This window comes from Paenibacillus sp. FSL R5-0636 (genome assembly GCF_037974255.1).
In the GTDB taxonomy this organism is placed as follows: domain Bacteria; phylum Bacillota; class Bacilli; order Paenibacillales; family Paenibacillaceae; genus Paenibacillus_AQ; species Paenibacillus_AQ odorifer.
On the sequence record NZ_CP150232.1, the window covers coordinates 3,345,868 to 3,368,546 of the forward strand.

General features: G+C 40.7%; 19 protein-coding genes and 1 pseudogene. 17 read left to right on the top strand and 3 right to left on the bottom strand.

The features are described from left to right. Positions 1-5 precede the first annotated feature (5 nt). Positions 6-1,091: a helix-turn-helix transcriptional regulator gene (locus MKX34_RS15245; protein ID WP_076296718.1), complete on the bottom strand. Its 1,086-nt coding sequence runs from the start codon at positions 1,089-1,091 to the stop codon at positions 6-8. A gap of 128 nt (positions 1,092-1,219) precedes the next feature. Here MKX34_RS15245 and MKX34_RS15250 point away from each other — a divergent pair, with 128 nt between their 5' ends. From MKX34_RS15250 to MKX34_RS15295, 10 genes are all read left to right on the top strand, one after another. Further along, on the top strand, positions 1,220-2,299 hold the full coding sequence (locus MKX34_RS15250; RefSeq protein ID WP_076296717.1) for a saccharopine dehydrogenase NADP-binding domain-containing protein: 1,080 nt from the start codon (positions 1,220-1,222) through the stop codon (positions 2,297-2,299). Between the two features lie 35 nt (positions 2,300-2,334). Beyond that, positions 2,335-2,901, top strand: coding sequence for an adenylyl-sulfate kinase (gene cysC, locus MKX34_RS15255; RefSeq protein ID WP_036677951.1), 567 nt, complete (start codon positions 2,335-2,337; stop codon positions 2,899-2,901). 166 nt (positions 2,902-3,067) lie between these two features. Further along, the gene (locus tag MKX34_RS15260) at positions 3,068-3,838 is read left to right on the top strand and encodes a flavodoxin family protein (RefSeq protein WP_076296716.1); all 771 of its coding nucleotides are present in this window, start codon (positions 3,068-3,070) and stop codon (positions 3,836-3,838) included. A gap of 76 nt (positions 3,839-3,914) precedes the next feature. Continuing rightward, positions 3,915-6,299 carry a polyprenyl synthetase family protein gene (locus tag MKX34_RS15265; protein ID WP_076296715.1) on the top strand — a complete coding sequence of 795 codons (2,385 nt, stop codon included), beginning with the start codon at positions 3,915-3,917 and terminating at the stop codon, positions 6,297-6,299. Positions 6,300-6,465: 166 nt separating this feature from the next. Continuing rightward, a complete protein-coding gene (locus tag MKX34_RS15270; protein WP_036678355.1) occupies positions 6,466-6,963 on the top strand; it encodes an RNA polymerase sigma factor in 498 nt (165 codons plus the stop codon). Between the two features lie 17 nt (positions 6,964-6,980). After that, positions 6,981-8,462, top strand: coding sequence for a DUF4179 domain-containing protein (locus MKX34_RS15275; RefSeq protein ID WP_036677943.1), 1,482 nt, complete (start codon positions 6,981-6,983; stop codon positions 8,460-8,462). A gap of 58 nt (positions 8,463-8,520) precedes the next feature. Continuing rightward, positions 8,521-9,147, top strand: a complete 627-nt coding sequence (locus MKX34_RS15280) for an HAD family hydrolase (protein WP_076296714.1) — start codon at positions 8,521-8,523, stop codon at positions 9,145-9,147. Between the two features lie 222 nt (positions 9,148-9,369). Then, complete coding sequence (gene nhaC, locus MKX34_RS15285) at positions 9,370-10,737, top strand: Na+/H+ antiporter NhaC (protein WP_036677940.1); 1,368 nt, start codon at positions 9,370-9,372, stop codon at positions 10,735-10,737. A 94-nt stretch (positions 10,738-10,831) separates the two neighbouring features. Continuing rightward, positions 10,832-12,052 (top strand): GNAT family N-acetyltransferase, encoded by a 1,221-nt coding sequence (locus tag MKX34_RS15290; protein ID WP_036677937.1) that lies wholly within the window; start codon positions 10,832-10,834, stop codon positions 12,050-12,052. Positions 12,053-12,136: 84 nt separating this feature from the next. Beyond that, a complete protein-coding gene (locus MKX34_RS15295) occupies positions 12,137-12,460 on the top strand; it encodes a hypothetical protein (protein ID WP_036677934.1) in 324 nt (107 codons plus the stop codon). Positions 12,461-12,504: 44 nt separating this feature from the next. Here MKX34_RS15295 and MKX34_RS15300 read toward each other — a convergent pair. Then, positions 12,505-13,110, bottom strand: a pseudogene (locus MKX34_RS15300) (deoxyribonuclease IV). Positions 13,111-13,223: 113 nt separating this feature from the next. Further along, positions 13,224-14,255, bottom strand: a complete 1,032-nt coding sequence (locus MKX34_RS15305) for a M23 family metallopeptidase (RefSeq protein ID WP_076272529.1) — start codon at positions 14,253-14,255, stop codon at positions 13,224-13,226. Between the two features lie 191 nt (positions 14,256-14,446). Here MKX34_RS15305 and MKX34_RS15310 point away from each other — a divergent pair, with 191 nt between their 5' ends. The 7 genes from MKX34_RS15310 (at position 14,447) to MKX34_RS15340 (ending at position 22,666) form a co-directional block, all read left to right on the top strand. Continuing rightward, on the top strand, positions 14,447-15,202 hold the full coding sequence (locus MKX34_RS15310) for a response regulator transcription factor (protein ID WP_076272530.1): 756 nt from the start codon (positions 14,447-14,449) through the stop codon (positions 15,200-15,202). Continuing rightward, entirely contained in the window at positions 15,199-16,950 is a 1,752-nt protein-coding gene (locus MKX34_RS15315; protein ID WP_036677927.1) for a HAMP domain-containing sensor histidine kinase, read from the top strand. Before MKX34_RS15310 ends, MKX34_RS15315 begins: the two co-directional genes overlap by 4 nt. A 196-nt stretch (positions 16,951-17,146) precedes the next feature. After that, on the top strand, positions 17,147-18,013 hold the full coding sequence (locus tag MKX34_RS15320) for an SDR family oxidoreductase (protein WP_038570928.1): 867 nt from the start codon (positions 17,147-17,149) through the stop codon (positions 18,011-18,013). A gap of 212 nt (positions 18,014-18,225) precedes the next feature. Beyond that, positions 18,226-18,771 (top strand): CueP family metal-binding protein, encoded by a 546-nt coding sequence (locus tag MKX34_RS15325; RefSeq protein WP_036677924.1) that lies wholly within the window; start codon positions 18,226-18,228, stop codon positions 18,769-18,771. Positions 18,772-19,183: 412 nt separating this feature from the next. Then, entirely contained in the window at positions 19,184-19,696 is a 513-nt protein-coding gene (locus MKX34_RS15330; protein WP_076099273.1) for a DinB family protein, read from the top strand. Between the two features lie 279 nt (positions 19,697-19,975). After that, positions 19,976-20,884, top strand: a complete 909-nt coding sequence (locus MKX34_RS15335; RefSeq protein ID WP_076215312.1) for an NAD(P)/FAD-dependent oxidoreductase — start codon at positions 19,976-19,978, stop codon at positions 20,882-20,884. A 300-nt stretch (positions 20,885-21,184) separates the two neighbouring features. Then, entirely contained in the window at positions 21,185-22,666 is a 1,482-nt protein-coding gene (locus MKX34_RS15340) for an Lsa family ABC-F type ribosomal protection protein (protein WP_076296713.1), read from the top strand. The last annotated feature ends 13 nt before the right edge of the window (positions 22,667-22,679 follow it).

Consider the following 22,679-nt stretch of genomic DNA (forward strand, 5'->3'; position numbering starts at 1 on the left):
CGATCCTATTTCTCTGAAATGCTATATCGAGAATGTAAATGCCAGATAAGCTCTCTACGGCTGCTGACACCTGCTTTAGCGAAAATGGATTTTAAATGATCCTGAACCGTGTAAGCAGAAATATGTAACTCAGCAGCCAATTCTTTAGTAGATAATCCACGAATTACTCCTTCAAGTAAATGCTGTTCCCGTTTCGTCAGATCATACGCTTCTGCAATGATAGGAAGCATATCTGCTGGACGTGCAGGCTCGAATGAAATAGCGATTTGCGTCTGACCGTCGTATGCATGAAGCCGGCTAGCCCGGATCACTAGATAAGGTCCTTCTGACATCCGGATACAGGACTTAGCCATCCCCGAAGATTCAGAGGGACTATTGATTGCTTGTGTGCTCACCGCCCGAATTGGACGTGGCAGGATATGGTGATCAATTTTTTCTAATGAACGAAGTTTCTCTAACCAGCGGTCTGCTGTAGGATTGGAGGAGAGGAGCACTAGTTGATCAGAAAGGACAGCAATTCCGGAACCGTAATCTTCTTCCAGCCAAGTCTGATTTCTCTCAGGCAACTCAAGACTGAAAGCCCGCATTCTTGCGGCAATCTCAGGAAGCATTAAGGCTATCCACTCACAATCCTCCCGCGAAAATACAGGCTGACCCGACTTTCTGTAAAGTGTCAGATACCCCCAACACGCATCTCCATGAACAAGTACAGCGCGTAATTCATCCTCAAATCCTGCCGGAGATAGTACCTTTTGATAGCGAGCACTCAAATCTGGCTGCCCTTCGGTTGCTTCATATAAAGTAGCTACGTGCATTTTACTATGAACCATTTGCTCATAGGGATTAATATCGTCTTCACCGTATTCGATCTGGAACAAGTGATGGTGAATGGATTCCACGTTATCTTCTGTAACTGCACCTGTCGAGAGTAGTGTACGTGGATCAACATGGGTACAGCAGGCAGCATCAAAGGGTACAGTATCGCGTAAAATCGACAGTAATGAAGTACGGTAGCTATGTGAAGAATCAGAAACAGCACCTAACCTTATGATTTGTTGTTTAATATGATTAAGTTGTCTTATGGTTTTCATAGGTCAGCCCTCTAGTCATGGAGTATAAAAACAGGTATCCCACATTTATGGGATAGTGAATGTAAACCATATCCGTATAATTGAGAATGGTTCTTAATTATTTCTATTATATAGGATGCGGTGATAAAATGCAGAGAAAAGAAGATATTGTAGTCGTCGGCGGATATGGCCATGTAGGGCGTACCATTTGTGAAATCTTAGAGAAAAAATATCCTGGAAAAGTATATGCTGCAGGGCGAAGCCTTGTAAAAGCAAAGCAATTCAGTCAAGCAACTGATGGGAAAATTAAGCCGATGCAGTTGGATATTAATAAACCTTTACCTACTGATAAGTTAGAACGAGTGAAATTAATCATTATGTGCTTAGATCAAACGGATACGGATTTTATAAGAGCTGTGTTTCGAAGCGGTATTCATTATGTGGATGTATCTGCGAACGGTTTGTTTTTGAATGAAATTGAGAAATTCAAGAGAGAGGCTGAAGACAATGGGTCAAGTGCTGTCTTAAGTGTAGGACTTGCTCCCGGCATCACTAATCTCCTGGCCCTTGAAGCAGAGCGGCAGATGGATCAGATCGAGGAGATAGAAATTGCCATTATGCTCGGATTAGGTGATTCTCATGGCAAAGCGGCGCTAGAATGGACAGTCGACAGTTTAGCAGCTAAGTTCGAAGTGAAGCAGGATAATCAACAGGTTGAGGTGGAGAGCTTTACAGACAGAAGGTTGTATCATTTTGGTGATGAGATGGGTAACCGATATGCTTACCGTTTTCCATTCTCAGATCAACAGACACTTAGCAGAACACTGAAATCATCGTCTATCTCTACACGATTTTGTCTTGATTCAGCTGTAGTTACTAAAATACTGGCAATAACGAAAAGAACTGGAGCCGTTCGCTTACTGCAAATAGGCTGGCTGAAGAATTCAATTGTTCGTGTTATGGGGCGGCTGCATTTGGGGGATGATGGGTTCGCTATTAAGGTTGAGGCACGTGGAAGAAATTCAGAAGGTAAATTACTTCATGCGGATTTTTTATTACAAGGAAAGAATCAATCTATCATTACGGCAAAAGTAACAGCGGCAGTAGCAAAACATCTATATGATTCACCACCCCCAGGCGGAGTTTACCATATTGAGCAGATGACTGATATGACGTATATACAGAAGGAATTAGGATCAGCCATTTCTCTCAAGACTGCGGTAAACTAGTATAATATTAATCATATAGAAAGGGGCGTCTTAGAATGAATAGAAAAGATTGGGAGCTGTTGAACGGTCATAAAGCGGGCGTGTTTTGGTTCACAGGATTATCAGGTTCAGGAAAAAGTACACTAGCACAACAAGCTGAAAAAGAATTGTTTAAGCAAGGCATCCGATGTGCTGTGATCGACGGCGACCAGCTAAGAAAAGGTTTAAATATCGATTTAGGTTTTTCAGAAGAGGATCGTAAAGAAAATATGCGGCGCGCGGCCGAAGTAGCGTCTATGTTTTTGGACCTTGGCTTTATAGTGCTTGTCCCGATGATTTCACCTTCTTCAGCTGCTAGAGAAGCGATTAGATATCGTTTTCAGTCTGGCGAGTTTGCAGAGATTTATGTGCAATGTTCATTAGAAACCTGCGAACAACGTGATCCTAAAGGGTTGTATAAGAAAGCTAGAAAAGGTGAAATTCGTGAGTTTACAGGTATTGATGCTATTTATGAACCCCCTAAACATGCCGAATTGACAGTTGACACAGAGATTTACGATATGGAAAGCAGTGTGAATCTGCTAGTTGATTTTGTTACACATAATTACGCTAAAAAGATATAGTGGGAAGTTAACAGAAGCCTAATTAAGTAGGGCTTCTTTTTTTGCATTCTCAAATGGAATTTTATCGCATAAAGGGAATCAAGGTGCTACAATATGAATGAACAAAAATAAATTCATTCATATTTATCGGGATTATTCAAAATATGCGATATATGGAGGAGTCCAAATGAAAAAAGTTACTGCATTTATTGGGAATCAGCAAAAGCATGCGACCTTCGAAGCGGTTTGTGAATTTGGTAATAATTTAAAGGCATATGGTGATATTGAATTTGAGTATATTTTTTTAAAAGATTATCGGCTTGAATATTGCCGGGGCTGTAAGCTGTGTTTCAATAAAGGTGAGGAATATTGTCCTTTAAAGGATGAACGCGATGTATTGATGGAGAAAATGATTCATTCTGACGGGGTTATTTTCGCTACCCCTAATTATGCATTTCATGTATCGGCACCGATGAAGAACCTCTTGGATCGGCTTGCCTTTGTATTTCATAGACCTCGTTTCTTCGGAAAAACCTTCACGGCTATTGTCAATCAGGGGATCTTTGGAGGCAACAAAATTGAAAAATATCTTAGTAATATGGGCGAGAATTTCGGATTTCAAGTCAGAAAAGGCTGTGTCTTGACTACTTTGGAACCAAGAACAGAAGTTGCGCAGAAAAAAAAGACGAGAGAAATTAAGAAAGCCTCCGAAAGATTCTATAAGGACCTCATGTCACCTAAGACTCCGGTTCCTTCATTTTTCAGGTTAATGCTGTTTCGAATGTCACGTACAAGTATAAAAACAATGCTTGATGATCATTCCAGGGATTACCGGTATTACAAAGAACAAGGCTGGTTTGAGTCTGGTTATTATTATCCTGTTTCATTGGGTCTTATAAAAAGGACAGCGGGTCTGATCTTTGACTTTATTGGGAAACGTATGGCGAAGAATTCGTAACCATAAAGACACTTCCCCGTATAAGATATGAACATGACCGACAATTAACCAAAAGAGAAGTTGAGGTAATCCACCTATGAATGTAAATTTAACCGATCATGCCGATTCAGCCTATTCGCTAGCCGAGCAGAGGGCGGCTCAGTATTTTGTTTCACTGCATATGCAGTTCAAAGAAAAAACGTATGTATCTACTCTGACTGAAGATATTCAATTATGGAAAAAACATCATATTCATCGCCGCTCATGGTTGTCCTTTTTCTCTAGAGGGAAGAGGAAACCTGATTCTCAGGATTATCATAAGTATATAGGGTGGCTGAATCTTTCCGGTAAATTTGATGATTATTTAGATCGCAGCGTTTCCTATTTATATATGAGAGATCTGGGCAAAGCCTTGGATTCTCCTGACACACAAAACAGGATTAAGCGAATGGTTGCTGACATTAGATCTCAATTGATCCCAGACGGTTCAACAATGATAAGAGAACAATCGGAATTTATGAGCTTGGCAGGAGTATATCGCTGGGCGCAAAAAGAAGGCGTCGAGACCGCCACCATCTGGGTGATCGACAAGCTAAAGAACGTATCAACCCATATTCCGCAGGAAATGAATGCCGAACAAGCGCAGCGTAAGTTAATTAAGATCATTATCGGGGTCATTCTGCATGTAATGGAGGAAATGGGGGAGAGTACCCCACCTTTGGAACGTTCTAAGAAGCTTAGTGAAGCCATTAGACTTGGCTATTCTTATGGGCTGACTTACCCTTTTATTGATGATCTTCTCGATTCCAGTGTCTTAACGCTTCAAGAAAAAGAGCAATATTCCCTCATGTTACGCGACGCTATCCTTACTAGATCTGTGCCTGAGCTTGGAGAATGGTCCGGAGAGAACATGGAATTCATTCGATACGTACATTCGGAGCTTAGTGAAGCTTTCCAATATATTAAAAGCTATCAACGTCCAGAAATGCAGAACATATTTTTCGAGCAATCCTTTGTGTTTTTTCAATCTCAGGAGCTGGACCGTGTTAAGGAACTCTCCAACGCTAAATACACCAATGAAGAGCTTTATATCCCCATTATCTTAAAATCCTCTTCTTCCCGTTTAATTGTCCGATCCGTTATTAGTGCTCCTACAGATGATGGATTTGATCAACGTACTTTTTATTATGGTCTTTACAATCAACTGGCTGATGATTTTGCGGATATGTTTGACGATATGAAAGAGGGAGCGGTAACGCCGTATACCTATTTTCTGAAATACCGTGATCAACGTTCAGATTTGATAAACCCTTTTGAATTATACTGGACCGTCATCTCTCATCTAATCCATACCGTATATCACTCCGATGCCAAAACCCGTGAAGTGATTCTAGATCGAGCAATTAACGGTTTGAAGCGTTGTAAAGAACGTGTGGGTACTGAAAAGTATAAAGAGATTATGGAGATCTTTGCTTCGGGTCAACCCGAATTTAATCGTCTCGTGCAGCAAATGGTGTTGAAAGCTGATGATGTGGATTTTTTTGACAAACTACTAAGAGATCAACTGCTTACGAATTTAAAAAACAACAAGCAGGAAAAGGTGGATTTTCACAATACGATTCAAAAGGTTCGTGGTGAAATCAACAATCAATTGCCGATTAATAAACCTGTTGGGACACCAGCTATGAAAGAAATGTTAATTGATGCAGCCAATTATAGTTTAGAGGGTGATGGCAAGCGAATACGACCTATCCTGACTTGGATTATGGGTGTGAACGAATACGGATTAAACAGCGCAGCAATTGTGCCGCTTTTGAGGTCTTTGGAATATATGCATACTGCATCCTTAATTTTCGATGATCTGCCCTCTCAGGATAATGCCCCCACTCGAAGAGGCCGTTCAACTCTACATGAGGTGTATAATAGCGCTACGGCGGAATTGACAGGACTCTTTCTAATTCAGAAGTCGATTGAGGAACAGGCATCCCTTCATACATTCGATGCTAAATCCGTAATTGCTTTAATGCAATATTCAGCTCAAAAGGCGGAAGATACCTGCATGGGGCAAGCGATGGATTTGAATTCTAAAGGAAAAGCATTGACGCTAGAGCAATTAAATATGATTTGTTTCTATAAGACGGGCATTGCGTTCGAAGCTTCACTAGTTATGCCAGCGATTCTTGCACAGGTTAAGGAGACAGAAATAGAAGCTTTGAAGAAATTCGCTTATCATGCGGGGATTGCTTTTCAGATTAAAGATGATTTACTCGACTTGGAAGGGGATTTACAATTACTAGGTAAGCCGACAGGGCAGGATGTTGAGAATAACAATGCAACGTTTGTCTCCATTCTGGGTTCAGAAGGTGCTAGAAAAGAGATGTGGGAGCACTATTGTCTTGCCATGGAGGCGTTAAAAGAGATCCCCCGCAATATCAATTTTTTAAAACATCTATTGAATTATATGGTTAATCGTGATCGATAAATATGAAAATGGAGTGTTGGCATCTTTGCCAGCACTTTTTTATGAAAAAAATCAATCGTTTTTACGTTCAGCTCCGTCTTACTTATAAGAACATCAGAACGATGACTTTATCCTAATACCGACACTGACAAAAAAAGAGGGGGTGTAGTGAGTGGTGGATAGGACGATGGACGAGGTCAGAATGGTTGATTTTGCCCGTATGGATGAGGAAGTTTTCTTTAAACGCCTGTATGTGGAGCATCGGAAAATGTACACCGTCGCTTATAGTTATCTACGAACAGAAGCGGACGCGTTAGAAGTTGTACAAGAGGCTTCATGTCGGGCCTGGATGAAACGTAAGAAGCTTAAAGATGAACAGTCATTTACACCTTGGTTGATTCGAATTACGATCAATTGCTGTATGGATGAACTACGACGAAAAAAACGAGTGATTCCTACGGAGAAGCTAGCAGAGGTTGCCACTCAGGAAATGAAAAGCAACGACCGGATTGATCTGGAACGCGCTATGAACAGGTTAAAGCCCAAATATCGGCATGTGGTACTTCTTAAATATTACAATGACATGACTACAATCGAAATCGCAAAAGTGCTAAAAAAACCAGAAGGTACAATCAAAACCTGGTTACGTGAGGGACTTAAACAGCTTCGTAATGTGCTGAAGTGATATGGGAGGTGAACAGAGTGACAGATAAAGAAGATCGTATTTTGCAGAAAAATGTTGATGAAATGAATCAGAATACTGAGACTTTACAGGAAATGAAAATTTATAACGCGATGCGAAAGGGAATTATGGAAGGAAAAAAACGTGAGAAACGCCGTGTTTATACCGCAGGTTTGGGAGTGATTGCAGCTGCAGCCGTAGCCCTATTATTTACATACTCTTCAATCGGATTACCGGCCAAGGAAGTGGCCCAACCTTCAGTTCAAACCGCCAGCCCTAAAAATACAGATGATTTTGCAGCTTATCGCTCATTTTCAAGGTTAGAACCAGCACTTGCAAGTGCTCTGGAACAGAATCTCGTGATGCCGGTGGGTCAGAGTGCGGAAAACAAGGGGTACCGAGTGGATGTAACTGGTGCAGTAACAGATGGAAGGAAGGTGTATATTCTATACAGTGTTCAGAACAATACAGACAAAGAAGTTATACATGCGGATTTTGCGCTTCAATATGAAGGCATACAGGAGTCGAATCTACATAAAGGTGCTGCACTAAGTATGCTTGCCAGCGATAACCGAATTCAACCAGGCCAGTCTAAGGATTTTATATACACCACTAGTCTTTCACCAACGATTAAATATCCAAAGGAAGTAAACTATAATGTCATTCTCACTGAAACTTCAGATAAGGCGCTACAATCCAGTAGTAATAAATACCGGACTAATCTGGATGTTGCTTTCGAACTTAATCCTGATATGCTCAAAGCACAGGAAAGAATTCTAAAAACGGATAAAACGCTGACAGTTGACGGGCAAAAGATTAAAGTGAATCTAGTGCAATATACACCGCTTAGTACCTATGCAGATTTGGAGTATGATCTGAACAATGATAAACAAATTTTCCAATTGATTAATCCAGTTCTGATTAGTACAAATGGGGGTGCTACCGAAAAATTATTTTACCCCGACATCGTCAACTCTGACAATTCTGAAGTCTATTCGGACAACACCAAGTTTACGCTGGTGTTCAGGAACAGCCAGAGCGGCCTAAAGCATCAGCCAGACACCGTTTCATTAAAAACCTTTGGTATCTCGGCAGTCGAAAAAAATAAAATGAAAATTGTTGTCGATCTCAATAAGCAGCAAATCATTGAAGCACCGGGAAGCGGCCTTGAGCTTGTTGCTCCAACGCAAGAGAATTATGCAGATGAAGGAGAGATCTTGTTGCGGCATACAATTACTGATGCCGAATATTTAAAATACTACACTAGACTTGCTGAGACTTTTACTGATGCGGAAGGAAATGTGCATAAAAGAGCAATCAAAACAACTTCGGCAGGAAACTTCGGTGGCTACATGACTTCAAAGGATGGTACAGCCGTGGATGAAATGCGTTATACTTTTGGAAAGGGAGCGAAAGATTATCCTCAACCACTAACGATTACGCTAGAGAAATATATCAATCCGATTATGGATACGCAAGCCGTAGAGTTATTTTCTAAGTAATAGATTAAGCTTAACGATTAATAATCTTGTATTTGTTGTAATCCTATAGGAGGTAGTTATGCGTAAATATAACACTGTAATCTTTGATGTGGATGGAACCTTAATTGATACAGAAATTGCTGTTTTGAGTTCTCTGCAAAAGATGTTAAAGGTGGATCACAACAAAGAGTATGAATTGTCAGAGCTTAATTTTGTGTTAGGTATTCCAGGTTCAGCTTCATTACCGCAACTTGGGATCGAAGATATACATGAGGGCAATGAGAGATGGAATGTTTTCATGAAACATTTCTATGATACTATTAACATCTTTGACGGAATTGTAGATGTAATGAGTTCATTACAGTCAAAAGAGATCGTTCAAGGAATTGTGACTTCCAAGACAAGAGATGAGCTAAATGACGATTTCGTTCCATTTGGCTTAACTAAATATTTATCATATACCGTTATCGCAGAAGATACAGCAAAGCATAAGCCACATCCAGACCCCTTGCTAGAATTTATTAGAGTATCAAAAGCAAACCCTGAATCATCTATTTACATAGGGGACACGATTTATGATTATGAATGTGCACGAGATGCTGGTGTCGATTTTGGATTAGCTTTATGGGGATGCAAGCAGCATGAGCATATTCCCGCGAAATATAAATTTGAAACTCCGCAGGATATTTTAAAGCTGCAATTGTAAAGTGAATAGGATGAATATAAAGCAGAGCGGCATTTTGCCCTCTGTTTTTTAATGGAAAAACCTTCATTGTATGTTCTTAACATTGACTCTTCTCTATCTTATCGTTAATATTACCTCTGTGCTTCATTGCCCAAAAGCCTAAAAGCTTAAAAGCTTAAAAGTAAGGAAGCGCCGCATTCTTCGGATTTTATCCCAATCACAATGTTAAGGAGCACTATCGTTATGGACCGTCAGCTTAGTTTTTCAAAAAGTATGATTATCATCGCCTTTATTCTTGCATTTCTTTTTGTATCTATTTTCCTATTAAAAGCAGAACCTCATATCCCGCTTCTCGCAACCACAGTTGGCACAGCAGTCTTATTGGGTTTATTTGGTGTGTCATGGAAAGATATTGAGGCAGCTATCATCAAAGGCATACAAACAGCTATAATGCCCATTCTTATTCTCATGCTAATCGGAATATTGATCGCTGTATGGATGATGAGTGGTACGGTGCCTACACTTTTATTTTATGGTATGGATTATATTAATCCGAACTACTTTGCAGTAAGCGCGTTATATGTCACAATTGTCGTCTCTATGTTTACTGGAAGCTCATTCACCACCGTTAGCACGATTGGTGTAGCTTTGATGGGTATTGCTTTGACGACAGGGATTTCTCCAACACTTGCTGCTGGAGCGATTATTTGTGGAGCTTGTTTTGGTGATAAAATGTCACCTTTATCTGATACTACAAATTTCGCACCTGCAGTGGTAGGTATATCCTTGTTCACACATATTCGTAATATGATGTACACAACGATTCCAGCGCTTATTATAACTACTGTCTTTTTCTTGTTCGCACCAAAAGCCGATGCGATTGATTTATCGTCGATTCAGGGGATTAAGTTTGCTCTACAGGATGGATTTAGTATTCACTGGTTAACGTTGATCTCACCACTTGCCGTTATTATTTGCTCAATCAAACGAATCCCAATCCTTCCTACACTGATGGTTGGCATTGTCACTGGTCTTCTGGTGACCGCTATTATTCAGCAGCAGGCAGAAATCGGTGTCTGGTTCAGTGTGATGCAGAATGGATACGAAAGTACTATTGCCAATGAAACCGTTGCTTCTATCGTTAACCGAGGTGGAATGCAATCAATGATGAGTTCCGTTTCACTTATCTTGATTGCTTTATCATTAGGCGGACTAATACAACATTGTGGTGTCATAGAGGCTTTTTTTCGCAAAATCATTCAACCCCTCAAACGTAAAAGCAGTATCGTGCTTATGAGCGGCGCATCATCCATTGCGGTTAATGGGATGACTGGTGAACAGTATCTTTCTATTTTGTTGCCCGGTCAAATGTTCAAAGATGAATATAATCGCCGAGGCATTCCAGCAAAGACACTATCCCGTACGTTAGAGGATTGTGGAACCCTTGTTAATCCTTTAATTCCTTGGGGAGTTAGCGGTGCTTTTTTCGCTGCTACACTAGGTGTACCGGTAATTGAATATATACCTTATGCCACCCTTCTGTGGTTAAGCCCATTCATCACGTTTGCGTATGCTTTGATCCCGAAGCTGCAAAAGAACTCGTTAGGCTAACCTTCTCTGAAAGAATGTATTTATTGAACGGATATAAAGAATAATAAGAGTGATTTCTGATTTATATCTGGGTAATTCAGCGGGGGTATTGATAGTGAGTCGCAATAAGTTGCAGGATAGAATCAGGTTAGCAAATGTCGAGACTAAACATGCAGAGCAATTTAATAATTTATTACGTTATGTATTTCAAGTGACGAATCGTGATTTACAAATCTTTGGTTGGGAAAATCGTGAAATCACCCAAGCGAAGCTGCCAGTTCTAAAGTATGCTGATGTAGTCGGTTGGTTTGATGGTGATAAATTGATTTCACAGTTAGCAGTATACCCATTTCAAGTAAATATTTTTGGGCGAATTTATGAGATGGGTGGCCTGACGGGTGTTGGAACCTATCCCGAATATGCTAATTTAGGTTTAATGAATAAGCTGATGCTGCATGCATTAACTAAAATGCGGGGCCGCAAGCAATCAATTTCTTATCTATTTCCGTATTCCATTCCATATTATAGGCGGAAAGGCTGGGAGATCATTACCGATAAAATCTCATTTGAAGTTCCGGATACCCAGCTGCCGAAAACTAAAAAAGTTCCTGGGAACGTGGAGCGGGTAACTATTGAACATCCGGATATCAAGGAGATATATGATCAGTTCTCCATGCAGCATCATGGAGCTATGCTTCGAAATAAGTTGGCTTGGGAAGAATATTTACGCTGGGATCTGGATGAAATGACGGTAGGCATCTATTATAACAATGATGATTTGCCCACAGGGTATCTGTTGTATTGGGTTGCTGAGGAGATCTTTTATATCAAAGAAATGGTTTATATCAACGAAGAAGCTCGGGTGGGATTATGGAACTTTATAAGTGCACATTTTTCGATGATTACTCTTGTCAAAGGGGATATTTATAAAGGGGAGCCGCTTTCCTTCGTTTTAGATGATGGTGACATCAAGGAAACCATTGCTCCTTATTTTATGGCCCGGATAGTGGATGTGCAATTATTTATCGAACAGTATCCGTTTAAAAAACAGGATAAAGAGGGTTGCCTTATCTTCACCTTGAGTGATCCGATGCTGGAATGGAACCGGGGTACATTTACACTTAATGTGGATAAAGATGGAACAGGTGTTTTGCACGCAGGAGGGACTAACCCTTCCTTGTTGATTGACATTCCTACTTTAACCACGATGTTAATGGGCTATAAGCGACCTACCTATTTGGCTAGGATCGGTCGGATCCAGGCAGATGAAGCAACAGTTCAGTTCTTGGAAGGGTTAATCAGGCCAGAACATCCTTATTTCTCTGATTATTTTTAAAAAGCATACTCTAATGAGTGTGCTTTTTTGTTCTTTTATAGTAGAATTGATTCTCGGCAACACTAAATGATATGGGGTGTAAGAATGGCGATTAATTTCACCAAACCAATGATCCAAAGGTTAGAACAAGAAATCATAGAGGTAGAGAGCAAGCTCAAAAACGTGAAGAACAAAAAGGAAAAATCCAAATTCAAAATTAATCAATTAGAACAGGATATGAAATTTAGCAAGTCTCACACAGATTTGAGCAGTAAAATGACGCGAATCAAAAAGCTTAACGATGAAATTAAAAACATGAATCGCCTGCAAGCTGATCTTTCCAAAGAATTAACAGCAAAGAAAAACTCGTTAAAAAAACTCCAGGTAAATGGAACCGCGCCTACTACAATTGATTCCACAAAAGGATAATCGATGATGGTTGCACAGATAAAAAACCGCGTAACTGGCGGTTTTTATTTTTTTACCAGCTCATCTGTATCTCCCCTTAACAAGGAAATCTCATGCTTATAGGGTGCGTTTACATATTTCTTTTCACCGATGGAGGGAGTCTCTAAGAGTTTGGGAATATCTGGAAGTTATTCAAAAGAGACTCCACATTCACTACCTTTTCCAGCCATAGTTTCTAATGAAACCTGAACATTTCGTTTATCTGTTAGCACTTCGTTTAAGCCTTCCACGATCCGAGAGATTCCGGCTTGAGAGCCAGCACCAACATGGGAGCCAGGATGTAGGACGATTTGGGTTGAACCCAAAGCTTCTGTTCTTATGATTTCTGATTGAAGAAACTCTATACTATGCTCAAAGACCTGTGCCGAAAGTGTATTTCCTAAGTTAACAATAAATGGAGCGTGTACAATAATATTAGAAATACCGTAATCTCTCATATGAGCATGTCCCGCTTCAATATTCAAAGCTTCAATGGGTTTGCGGCGTGTATTTTGTGGGGCTCCGGTATAAAAAAGGAAGGTGGTCGCTCCATAAGAAGCTGCCTCTTCACTAGCTCGAAGGAGCATTTTTGTTCCGGTCATAGACACATGAGAGCCTAGGAGTAAAGACATCGGGGTTGACACTTCCTTTCCTCAGAATACAGGAAGTTTTTTAGGGAAGATCAAGGTTGTCTCATCTGATCTATTATTTATGAGAGACAACCTTAGCGACCCGGAATTTAGCGCTAATTAGCGGCGAAAATAGTCTCGCCTTGAATTGGTTTTAAATCTTGCTCCCATTTAACTCTGATTGCCCGGGAAGTGAATAGATCAGCTCCATCTGAGATTTGGAAGTGTAGATGGGCCTCGCTCGTATTACCAGAATTACCTGTTAAGCCAATAACCTCCCCTTTTTCGACTTTATCCCCCGGTTTTACAGTAACTGACCCTTGTTTGAGATGCGCCAAATGACTATATTCCCCGCCATGATCAATGACAACGATATTTCCGGTAGCTTGATTCGGATTCATGACCCCAACTGGCTCATTGTCTTTAATGTCATTCACAACCGATACAACGGTGCCGTCCGCTGGAGCGAGAATGTTTTTGCCAAAAGCATAATAGCTTTCATTTCTTAGTGGGTCTCCTTTATAGGAATAGTTATCTTTGGTTTGGATAAAATCGTAAGCGTAACGCTGGATTTCTAACTCATAATGATAATTCACAAGCACATTCTCGCCACCCCAAAACACATACCAATCCCCCTCAAACGGCAGCGCGTATTCATGTTTACTTAGTACATTGTCGGTTTCAGGAGAAGGGGTAAGCTCTTGAACTTGAATTAATGTAATCATCCCATCCGGATCAAACATCCCGACGAGCCCCTTATTGCCAGCATCACTAACCCATGTGCGTCGATCAAATCCATTAAGCTGCATGGTCGATGCCTTTTCCAATGTATGGATACCCTTTGTGAATTCTTTTCCTGTCTCTGTTAATTCTGTTTCACTTATTTCATCTTTTAAAGGCTGGTTAAAGCGGGCATACAACTCCTTGTACTTCCCGTCCAGTAGAATCTTTGATAGTTCATCTGGAGCAAATCCACTCAGAATGGCAGCTGTGGCCGGGTTTGTTGTCTGCTCCGCCTTTTCAGTAGTCGGCACATCAGCATTCTCTCCTCCACAGGCAGCCATTAATAAAGACAATGACCCTACAGCCAAGACAGTTCTTGTATTCAAAATAACTTTATGAATGATTTTTTCAGGTTTTTTGTTCATATATATCGCCTCCCAGTATTACGATTGTAGCAGTCTAGCCTTAGCTCTTCTGAAATTCTATATTAACACTTACATAATTTACTAGCTATTTAATGAATACGAATTAAGCTTCCGTTAAGATTAGTAAGATTGCTAGCCAAAAAAATCATGCTATGATGATAAAAACGTCTATTGTGAAAGGGAAAATTTATATGAATGAGGCTTCAATTTTATTGGTTGATGATGAGGTATCACTTTTAGACATTATGGAGACAGTGCTGCGTAAGGAAGGCTACGTCAATATAGATACAGTGCAAACAGGTGAAGAAGCAGTAAGTGCCTGTGAATCCAAAAAATATGATTTAATTGTGCTGGATGTAATGCTGCCCGGACGAAGTGGCGTCGAAATCTGCCCTTTTATCCGGCAGACGACGGATGCTCCTATTCTTTTTCTGACTGCTCGGACGTCTGATTTCGATAAATTAACGGGCTTTGCTATAGGTGGAGATGATTATATCACTAAGCCCTTTAACCCGCTTGAAGTGGTGGCTCGTATAAGAGCACAGCTGCGGAGATATTTTGCTTCTGCTAACCAACAGGCTACTGGCAAGAGTGTAGAAATAGTCCCCCATAAATCTGCAAATGTATATGATTACGGAAGGTTTAAGCTAGATGAGACAGCGGGAGAACTCCTGGTAGAGGGTCAGTCTGTTGCTTGTCCGGCACTTGTATTTCAACTGCTGGTCTTCCTATGCAAACATCCCAATCAGATTTTCAGCAAAAGTGAGTTATATGAGAAAGTATGGGGCGATGAAGCACTGAGTGATGATAATACGGTCATGGTTCATATTCATCGAATTAGAGAACGTATCGAAGCAGACCCGTCCGATCCAAAATTTATTGTTAACGTTAGGGGCCTTGGTTATAAGCTGGTGAAGGTAGACCGCCAGGAGTTGTCCATGCCATGAATATCAAACGCCGGTTAACGTTAAGGTTCGTTCTACAGCTAGCTATTACGGGAATGGTTGTTCTCGCTATTGCAGCAGTAACGTTTACTTGGATGCTGTTGCGTTTTCTCGATATCAGTATTACGCGTGATTTTGCTAATGTTGGCTTAGAGCAACTGGTTGAATCCTCCAAAATTGATGAGAAGGGCATTCAATTTTCCCCGAGCTTGCTGGAGCAAGTGAAGAAGAATAAGGGCTGGCTGCAAAACATCGATGAAAATGGAAAAGTTGAAAGTGCCTACAACACTCCAAAAGATGTCCCAATTCAATATGGACCGGGTGAAGTAGTCGCCTATTGGACAGGGACTCAGCCTTTTCCGTATACTCTGGCTGTATGGATTCAAGAGAAAAATGGGAGACAATTCACGCTTCTTTATGGCGCGCCAAATATACTAGATCCTCTGTTAAAAAAAATGAGCGAAGGTACATTTGATGCAGTAGATGGAGATCTGGTTCTGCCTGATTCGATTGAAAGAGAAATTAAATCATCACAGGCTTTTGTTCAACTCATTGATTCATCGGGTACGGAGCTGCTCTCCTATAATAGGCCAAAGATGATTCCCACCAAGTACTCAGTGCCAGAGCTAGCACTACGCACTCTCTACAGTGAACGTTACGGCTATCATGTCCGATCTTCTTTTGATAAACAAACCGGCCAAACATGGATCGTTGGACAACCAAACGTAAAGGGAGCAGATATAGGCCAAAAGGTATGGGTACCTGAAGAGGTTAAAATTGTTATTAAAGGCTCATTAGCAATGCTCGCGGCTTTATTGCTTGCATTTATATTGCTTTCTTTATGGCAAGCTCATAGGTTTGGAGCGCCAATGCTGCATATGCTTGTATGGCTCGATTCCATTGGAAATGCCATATATACAGAGCCTATGGACCGTAAAGGAAATCGTCGTAGTCGAACACACGTAGGTAAATGGAGACGGAGATACCGGGTTTTTTCTGATGTTATGGTATCCATAGAGAAATTATCTGCTAATTTGCAGAGAGATCAAGCGTTGCGGCAACAAACAGAGAATTTGAGGGAAGAATGGATCGCAGGTGTTACACATGATTTAAAAACTCCTTTATCTTCTATAACTGGTTATGCCCATTTACTGGCGGAGCCTTCGTATGATTGGTCGAAAGAGGAAGTTCGCAAGTTTACAAGGACTATGCTGGATAAATCAGCCCATATGGACATGCTTATTAGTGATCTTGCCATGACCTATCGGCTAAAAACAGGGATCAAGCCACCAGAGCTGATGGAGGTGGAATTGAACTTTTGGCTACATCAAGCCCTTGATCAAGCTGCTGCAAATCCCGAATACGGGAAGCAACGAATTATATTTGTGCCGGCACCAAACGAAGTGAGAGCTCGATTGTATACTCCATGGCTAGAGCGGGTGGTCAACAATTTGACTGCGAATGCTTTACTTCATAACCCCTCAGATACGATTTTAACGGTTTCGCTTACTATGAATGATGAGGACAGTGGATTTACTATTCAATTTTCCGATGATGGCGATGGAATGGATGAAGTCACACTTAACCGTCTATTTGAACGTTATTATCGAGGAACGGACACCGTATCTAGCTCCAACGGATCCGGCCTTGGCATGGCGATCTCCAAGGGATTAATCGAATGTATGGAGGGCAGGATTGCTGTTGAGAGTAGCCCTGGACAAGGGACCATTATTAAGTTGATATGGAGCTGATCATAGAACCAGCGTTTTTCCTAACGGAAATGACGGTGGTTTTTTTGTTGTGAATATAGTTTTTTAATTCTTCTGTTTATTATCCAGCCAGAGTTGGGATCATAAATAAGTTGACATCTAAACTGATTGTAACTACAATAGTTACAGGTAGTGATTAAAAATAAATTTATCATCCTAATTTGAGGAGGAAGTAAAAATGAAAATAGCAATAACAGGAGCAACAGGTCAATTCGGATCATTGGTGATAGAAGCTTTACTTAAAACTGTACCCGCAGGTGATCTTGTAGTTAGTGTGCGGAACCCAGAAAAAGCAAGTGATCTTCAGGCGCGTGGAGTAGAAGTCCGTCATGGTGATTTTGATCAACCTGAGACGCTGGAATCAGCATTTGCCGGTGTGGATCGACTATTAATTGTATCCGCAGATGGTGATAATGAAACCCGGATTCGTCAACATAAAGCAGCTGTTGTTGCTGCGGAAAAAGCAGGCGTTGGCTTCATTGCCTACACAAGTGTAGGACAAGCAGACAAGAGTGAACTATTTCTTGCTGAAGTTCACCGCATCACCGAAGAAGCTATTCGCGCAACAGGCATTCCTTACAGCTTCCTCCGTAATAACTGGTATTTGGAGAATGAGATCGGCTCCATTCAAGGCGCTCTAGCAGGTGCCCCATGGGTGACTTCAGCAGGGAACGGTAAAGTTGGCTGGGCTACACGCGGAGATTATGCAGAAGCTGCAGCTAATGTACTGACAGGTGACGGACATGAGAACACAGTGTATGAATTGTCTGGCAAACCTTTAACACAAGAGGAATTGACTGAGATCATAGGCACTGTAATCGGTAAAGAAATCAAAGTAATCCAGGTTGACGACGAGGCTTATGCCAAGACCATGTCGGAGGTGGGTGTCCCAGAAGCTGCGCTTCCAATAGTTGTAGCTATACAACGTGGTATTCGTGAAGGTTGGCTTAATATTGAAAGTAGCGAATTAGAGAAACTGCTGAAACGTTCAGCTACTCCTCTTGCGGATGTCATTCGTGTTATGGTCGGTAATTTACAAGCATAATAATATAAAAGATAAAAGGCTTCCTCGAGGTTGAAAAACCAGTGAGGAGGCCTTTTTTTGTGTTGATAGAGGATGAATCAAATACATAACTTTTCACTATTTTGCCTTGTTCATAATTGTGTTAGTTTAGTTTAACTAGTTATACTAAAAGAAATGGAAGATACTCTGAGAGAGTACATAATCTGGCGAATAAGCGAAGGAGATGATTACAAATGAAAAGAAATATCTTGCTGGTATCTGGAGCGGCGGTTGTTGCATTAGGTGCGTATTTGTTATTGGGAGGTATCGACAAGGATACGCCCTCAGCACAAGATACAACCGACATTAAGCAATTAGTGCAAGAATATAGTTCAAGCAGTATGGAAAACCTGTCCGCTTCTATCACTTCTGAGCAACTTATTGTAACCGATAGTAACAATAAAGAGAAAACTTACGACTTGCCTAAAGATGAGTTTTTTGTTTCTATAGCTCCATATGTGGAGAATACGCATCCTTGCGCTACACATAGCTTGACCGGCTGCCAAGGGGAATTAACGGATGATGAGTTTAAAGTATATATCGAAGACAGCGAAGGCAATGTGATTGTGGATAAAGAAATGAAATCGCTATCTAACGGATTTATTGATCTTTGGTTGCCCCGGGACAAAAAATATAACGTAACCATTGAGCAGGACGGAAAAGCAGCAAAATCTGAACTTTCCACTTTTAAGAGTGATAATACATGTGTTACCACTATGCAATTGGCAGAAAGTATCTAAAAAGTTGTAGAGAGAAGACTTGGAAAGCGAATGCTCAGGAGGATGTTTCTTAAGCGATGTCGAATTCGTTATTCATAGTCCAATCTGATCTTCCTTCTGATGTATTCTGTGTCGGACTTTCGCCAAATGTCCATCGTATCGGACTCCATTGCAGCTATTTTAGATTTTCGCAGCATTTTTCAAGCTTATCGGACTGCATAGCTCTTATTGGGTTGTAATGGCACAGAATCGGAGTGTTTTTAGGGAAATAGCTGCATCTGGGTCCGATAACCTGGTGAAATGCCATAAATCTTCGAAATAAGAGCCTCACGGTCCGATCCAGCGGAGAGTTAGAAACTGTTTGGGAAAAGGAACAAAAGTATCACACGAATGATCAAAAGAAATTGCTTTACAGAAGAGAGGAGAGAGATGAATGGTTAAAGAGCTGATCATTGGGGATGTTTTGCAGGAGTTGGCTGGTACGCGTCGGATACTGGAGAAGCTGCCTCAGGAGCATATGACATGGAAACCACACTCTAAGTCAATGAGCCTGGGTGGGCTGGCCACACATCTCGTTAACCTTCTGAGCTGGCAATCCGCAATTCTTCTTTACTCGGAGTTTGATTTGGCATCCGTGGCATACCGACGAGAAGCACTGGAGAGTCCCGATGCGGTTCTACAAGAGTTCGACCTGAAAGCTCGTGAAATTGAGGAATTAATTACTGCAAGCAATGTGGAGATGCTCGGCGCCGAGTGGACCTTGCGGAACGGGGAGCAGATCATCCGTCGTCAGACCCGGGCTGCTGCGCTTCGTACCATCGGATTGAATCACATGGTTCACCACCGGGCACAGCTTGGAGTATATTTGCGGCTGCTTGACGTGCCGGTACCTGGTCTTTATGGACCCTCGGCTGATGAATTAGAATTAGCAAACGGGGAAGTTTGATTAGTGAGGAAGCCCTACACTGCCAAGTAAGTTCAAGATATAGCTCTTACCTTATATATTGGAGTATTAAGTTACTTCCAAACATACGGTAATGGGCTTATTTGCTTTTTTCTAGCACTACACTAAATAAAACTCATGGAGGATCGGGAGGTTTGGGTTGACACTTTAGTTAATTTGGAGATATTATAGATTCATTAAATCTATGATGTAACAGATATTTTTTTGATTTAATAATAGATAAAAAGAGTCTTTAATATCTGCATATAGGAGATGATTCATATGATTTACGATTGCATTATTGTTGGTGGTGGACCCGCAGGCTTGAACGCAGCCCTTGTTCTTGGTAGGGCAAGACGAAAAGTAGCTTTAATTGATAATAATCAGCCAAGAAATGCTGTTACCCATGCGTCACATGGTTTTATTACAAGAGACGGGGTTACACCAGCCGAGTTTCGTCGTATTGCGTATGAGGAGGTACTACGTTATCCGTCAGTTGAGCATATCCAGACTGAGATTATTTCGATTAACAAAAATGATTCTGGATTTGCAGTACTTGATTCGTTTGGTCGTCACATTGAAGCTCGCAGATTGATTTTGGCGACTGGGTTAAAGGAGGTCCTTCCTGAGATAGAGGGCCTACGTCCATTATACGGAAAAAGTCTGTTTAATTGCCCGTATTGTGACGGCTGGGAATTACGAGATCAACCCCTTGTCGTTGTTTCCGAAAATCCACATGTTTTTCATATGGCAAAAATGCTGCTCAATTGGAGTAAAGATTTGGTTATCTGCACGAACGGCCAGACATTCCTTTCAGATGAACAGAAAAAAAGTCTTGAGGCCAAGGGGGTTGTAGTCAAAGAATCATTAGTTTCCTCTTTTATGGGTCATGACGGGCAACTTCAGGCGGTTCGTTTTGCGGATGGTACTGAGATCATAAGAACGGGAGGGTTTATTGCTCCGAATTTGATCCAAACGGCATCAATCGTAGATCATTTGGCTGTAGAGCGGAATGATTCTGGTGGGTTTAGCACAGATGGTGCGGGGAGAACCTCGATTCCAGGATTATATTCGGCTGGAGATGTTTCTTATTTTATGCCTTCTCAGCTAGTGTTTGCCGCGGCTGACGGGAGTCGGACAGCTATGAGTGTAAATATGGATCTTACAGAAGAAGAATTTGAACTTTTTTAACGAATTATGGGTAGGAAGTTGAAAATAATAAGTATGCATGATAACATAATTACAAATTAATGATCGGAGTTGAAAAGTATAGTGTAGTAATTATTCTTGCGTCCTATGATGAATAAAACAACAACAATGGTTTATTTCGTTTGTTTTATTCTTTGTATGCAAGAAAGTTACTACTTCTTTTCACTCGAAAATATATCCATATCTAACTCCATTTGGGGCTGGATTTGCTGTATTTATTTGAGTCACAAGAAAGTAACTTTCTTGTGGCTTTTATTTTTTAAAATACAGGAGGATTATTTTATGTCATTAATAAATGTCACAAATCTAACCTTTGCCTATGAAGGCAGCTACGATAACATATTTGAGAACGTAAACTTTCAAATCGATACCGATTGGAAATTAGGTTTCACAGGGAGAAATGGTCGAGGAAAGACTACATTTCTTAGCTTATTGCTTGGAAAGCATGAATACAGCGGTAATATTTCTGCTCATGTCAGCTTTGAATATTTCCCTTTTCAGGTGAATAACAAGGAGCTTAACACCATAGATGTGATCAGCGAGATTTTTCCGGATTATATTCATTGGAAGTTAATGCGTGAGCTTTCTTTGCTAAAGGTTTCTGAGGATGTGTTATATCGTCCCTTTGATTCATTGTCTAACGGAGAGCAGACGAAAGTGCTGTTAGCCACATTATTCATTAAGGAAAATAGCTTCCTGTTGATTGATGAACCTACAAATCATTTGGATATGACGGCAAGAAAGCTTGTCAGTGATTACCTCAATTCAAAAAGTGGATATATTCTGGTCTCTCACGACAGAGCCTTTCTAGATAATTGTGTGGATCACATCTTATCGATTAATAAAACTAATATAGAGATTCAAAAGGGCAATTTTTCTAGCTGGTGGGAGAATAAAGTCAGACAAGATAACTTTGAGTTAGCAGAAGACGAAAAACTTAGAAGAGATATCAAACGCTTGTCAGCATCATCTAAACGGACAGGTAACTGGTCACATGAGGTGGAAAAAACTAAAAACGGAACTAGAAATTCTGGATCTAAGTTAGATAAAGGTTATGTTGGGCACAAGGCCGCTAAAATGATGAAACGCTCTAAAGCCATCGAGCAAAGACAGCAATCTGCCATCAACGAAAAGTCTAAGCTTCTTAAAAATATTGAAAATTCTGAGAACTTAGAGATTACGCAGCTTGCTTATCATAAACGTCATCTTGCGGAGCTGGACAATGTTTCGGTTTTTTACGGAGAGAAAAGGGTATGTTCAGAAGTAAGCTTTACCATTGAGCAGGGGGAGAGAATAACACTCTCGGGTAAAAATGGTTCCGGGAAATCAAGTATCATCAAATTGATCTGCGGCGAGGATATAGATTATACCGGCACCTTCACTAAGGATAGCCAGCTTATCATTTCCTACGTATCGCAAGACACTTCTGATCTACGGGGCGATTTAACAGATTATGCTAGAGAGAATGGGATAGATGAAAGTCTTTTTAAATCTATTCTGCGAAAGCTTGATTTCTCCAGAATTCAATTTGATAAGGATATTTCCACATACAGTGGCGGCCAAAAGAAAAAAGTCCTGATCGCCAAAAGTCTTAGTGAAAAAGCTCATTTGTATATTTGGGATGAACCGCTTAATTTTATTGATGTTATTTCACGTATGCAAATTGAAGAGCTATTGCTTGAATATACACCAACACTCGTTTTTGTGGAGCATGATCGCGAATTTTGCCATAATGTTGCCACGAAGATCATTGAACTTAGCTGATATTTTTAACATC

Excerpts from the sequence above, each read along its gene's own strand:
- MKX34_RS15320 (WP_038570928.1), top strand. The coding sequence starts at position 17,147 with ATGAAAATAGCAATAACAGGAGCAACAGGTCAATTCGGATCATTGGTG.
- MKX34_RS15330 (WP_076099273.1), top strand. The coding sequence starts at position 19,184 with ATGGTTAAAGAGCTGATCATTGGGGATGTTTTGCAGGAGTTGGCTGGT.
- MKX34_RS15250 (WP_076296717.1), top strand. The coding sequence starts at position 1,220 with ATGCAGAGAAAAGAAGATATTGTAGTCGTCGGCGGATATGGCCATGTA.
- MKX34_RS15270 (WP_036678355.1), top strand. The coding sequence starts at position 6,466 with ATGGACGAGGTCAGAATGGTTGATTTTGCCCGTATGGATGAGGAAGTT.
- MKX34_RS15310 (WP_076272530.1), top strand. The coding sequence starts at position 14,447 with ATGAATGAGGCTTCAATTTTATTGGTTGATGATGAGGTATCACTTTTA.
- MKX34_RS15340 (WP_076296713.1), top strand. The coding sequence starts at position 21,185 with ATGTCATTAATAAATGTCACAAATCTAACCTTTGCCTATGAAGGCAGC.
- MKX34_RS15265 (WP_076296715.1), top strand. The coding sequence starts at position 3,915 with ATGAATGTAAATTTAACCGATCATGCCGATTCAGCCTATTCGCTAGCC.
- MKX34_RS15325 (WP_036677924.1), top strand. The coding sequence starts at position 18,226 with ATGAAAAGAAATATCTTGCTGGTATCTGGAGCGGCGGTTGTTGCATTA.
- MKX34_RS15335 (WP_076215312.1), top strand. The coding sequence starts at position 19,976 with ATGATTTACGATTGCATTATTGTTGGTGGTGGACCCGCAGGCTTGAAC.
- cysC (WP_036677951.1), top strand. The coding sequence starts at position 2,335 with ATGAATAGAAAAGATTGGGAGCTGTTGAACGGTCATAAAGCGGGCGTG.
- MKX34_RS15260 (WP_076296716.1), top strand. The coding sequence starts at position 3,068 with ATGAAAAAAGTTACTGCATTTATTGGGAATCAGCAAAAGCATGCGACC.
- MKX34_RS15315 (WP_036677927.1), top strand. The coding sequence starts at position 15,199 with ATGAATATCAAACGCCGGTTAACGTTAAGGTTCGTTCTACAGCTAGCT.
- nhaC (WP_036677940.1), top strand. The coding sequence starts at position 9,370 with ATGGACCGTCAGCTTAGTTTTTCAAAAAGTATGATTATCATCGCCTTT.
- MKX34_RS15295 (WP_036677934.1), top strand. The coding sequence starts at position 12,137 with ATGGCGATTAATTTCACCAAACCAATGATCCAAAGGTTAGAACAAGAA.
- MKX34_RS15280 (WP_076296714.1), top strand. The coding sequence starts at position 8,521 with ATGCGTAAATATAACACTGTAATCTTTGATGTGGATGGAACCTTAATT.
- MKX34_RS15305 (WP_076272529.1), bottom strand. The coding sequence starts at position 14,255 with ATGAACAAAAAACCTGAAAAAATCATTCATAAAGTTATTTTGAATACA.
- MKX34_RS15245 (WP_076296718.1), bottom strand. The coding sequence starts at position 1,091 with ATGAAAACCATAAGACAACTTAATCATATTAAACAACAAATCATAAGG.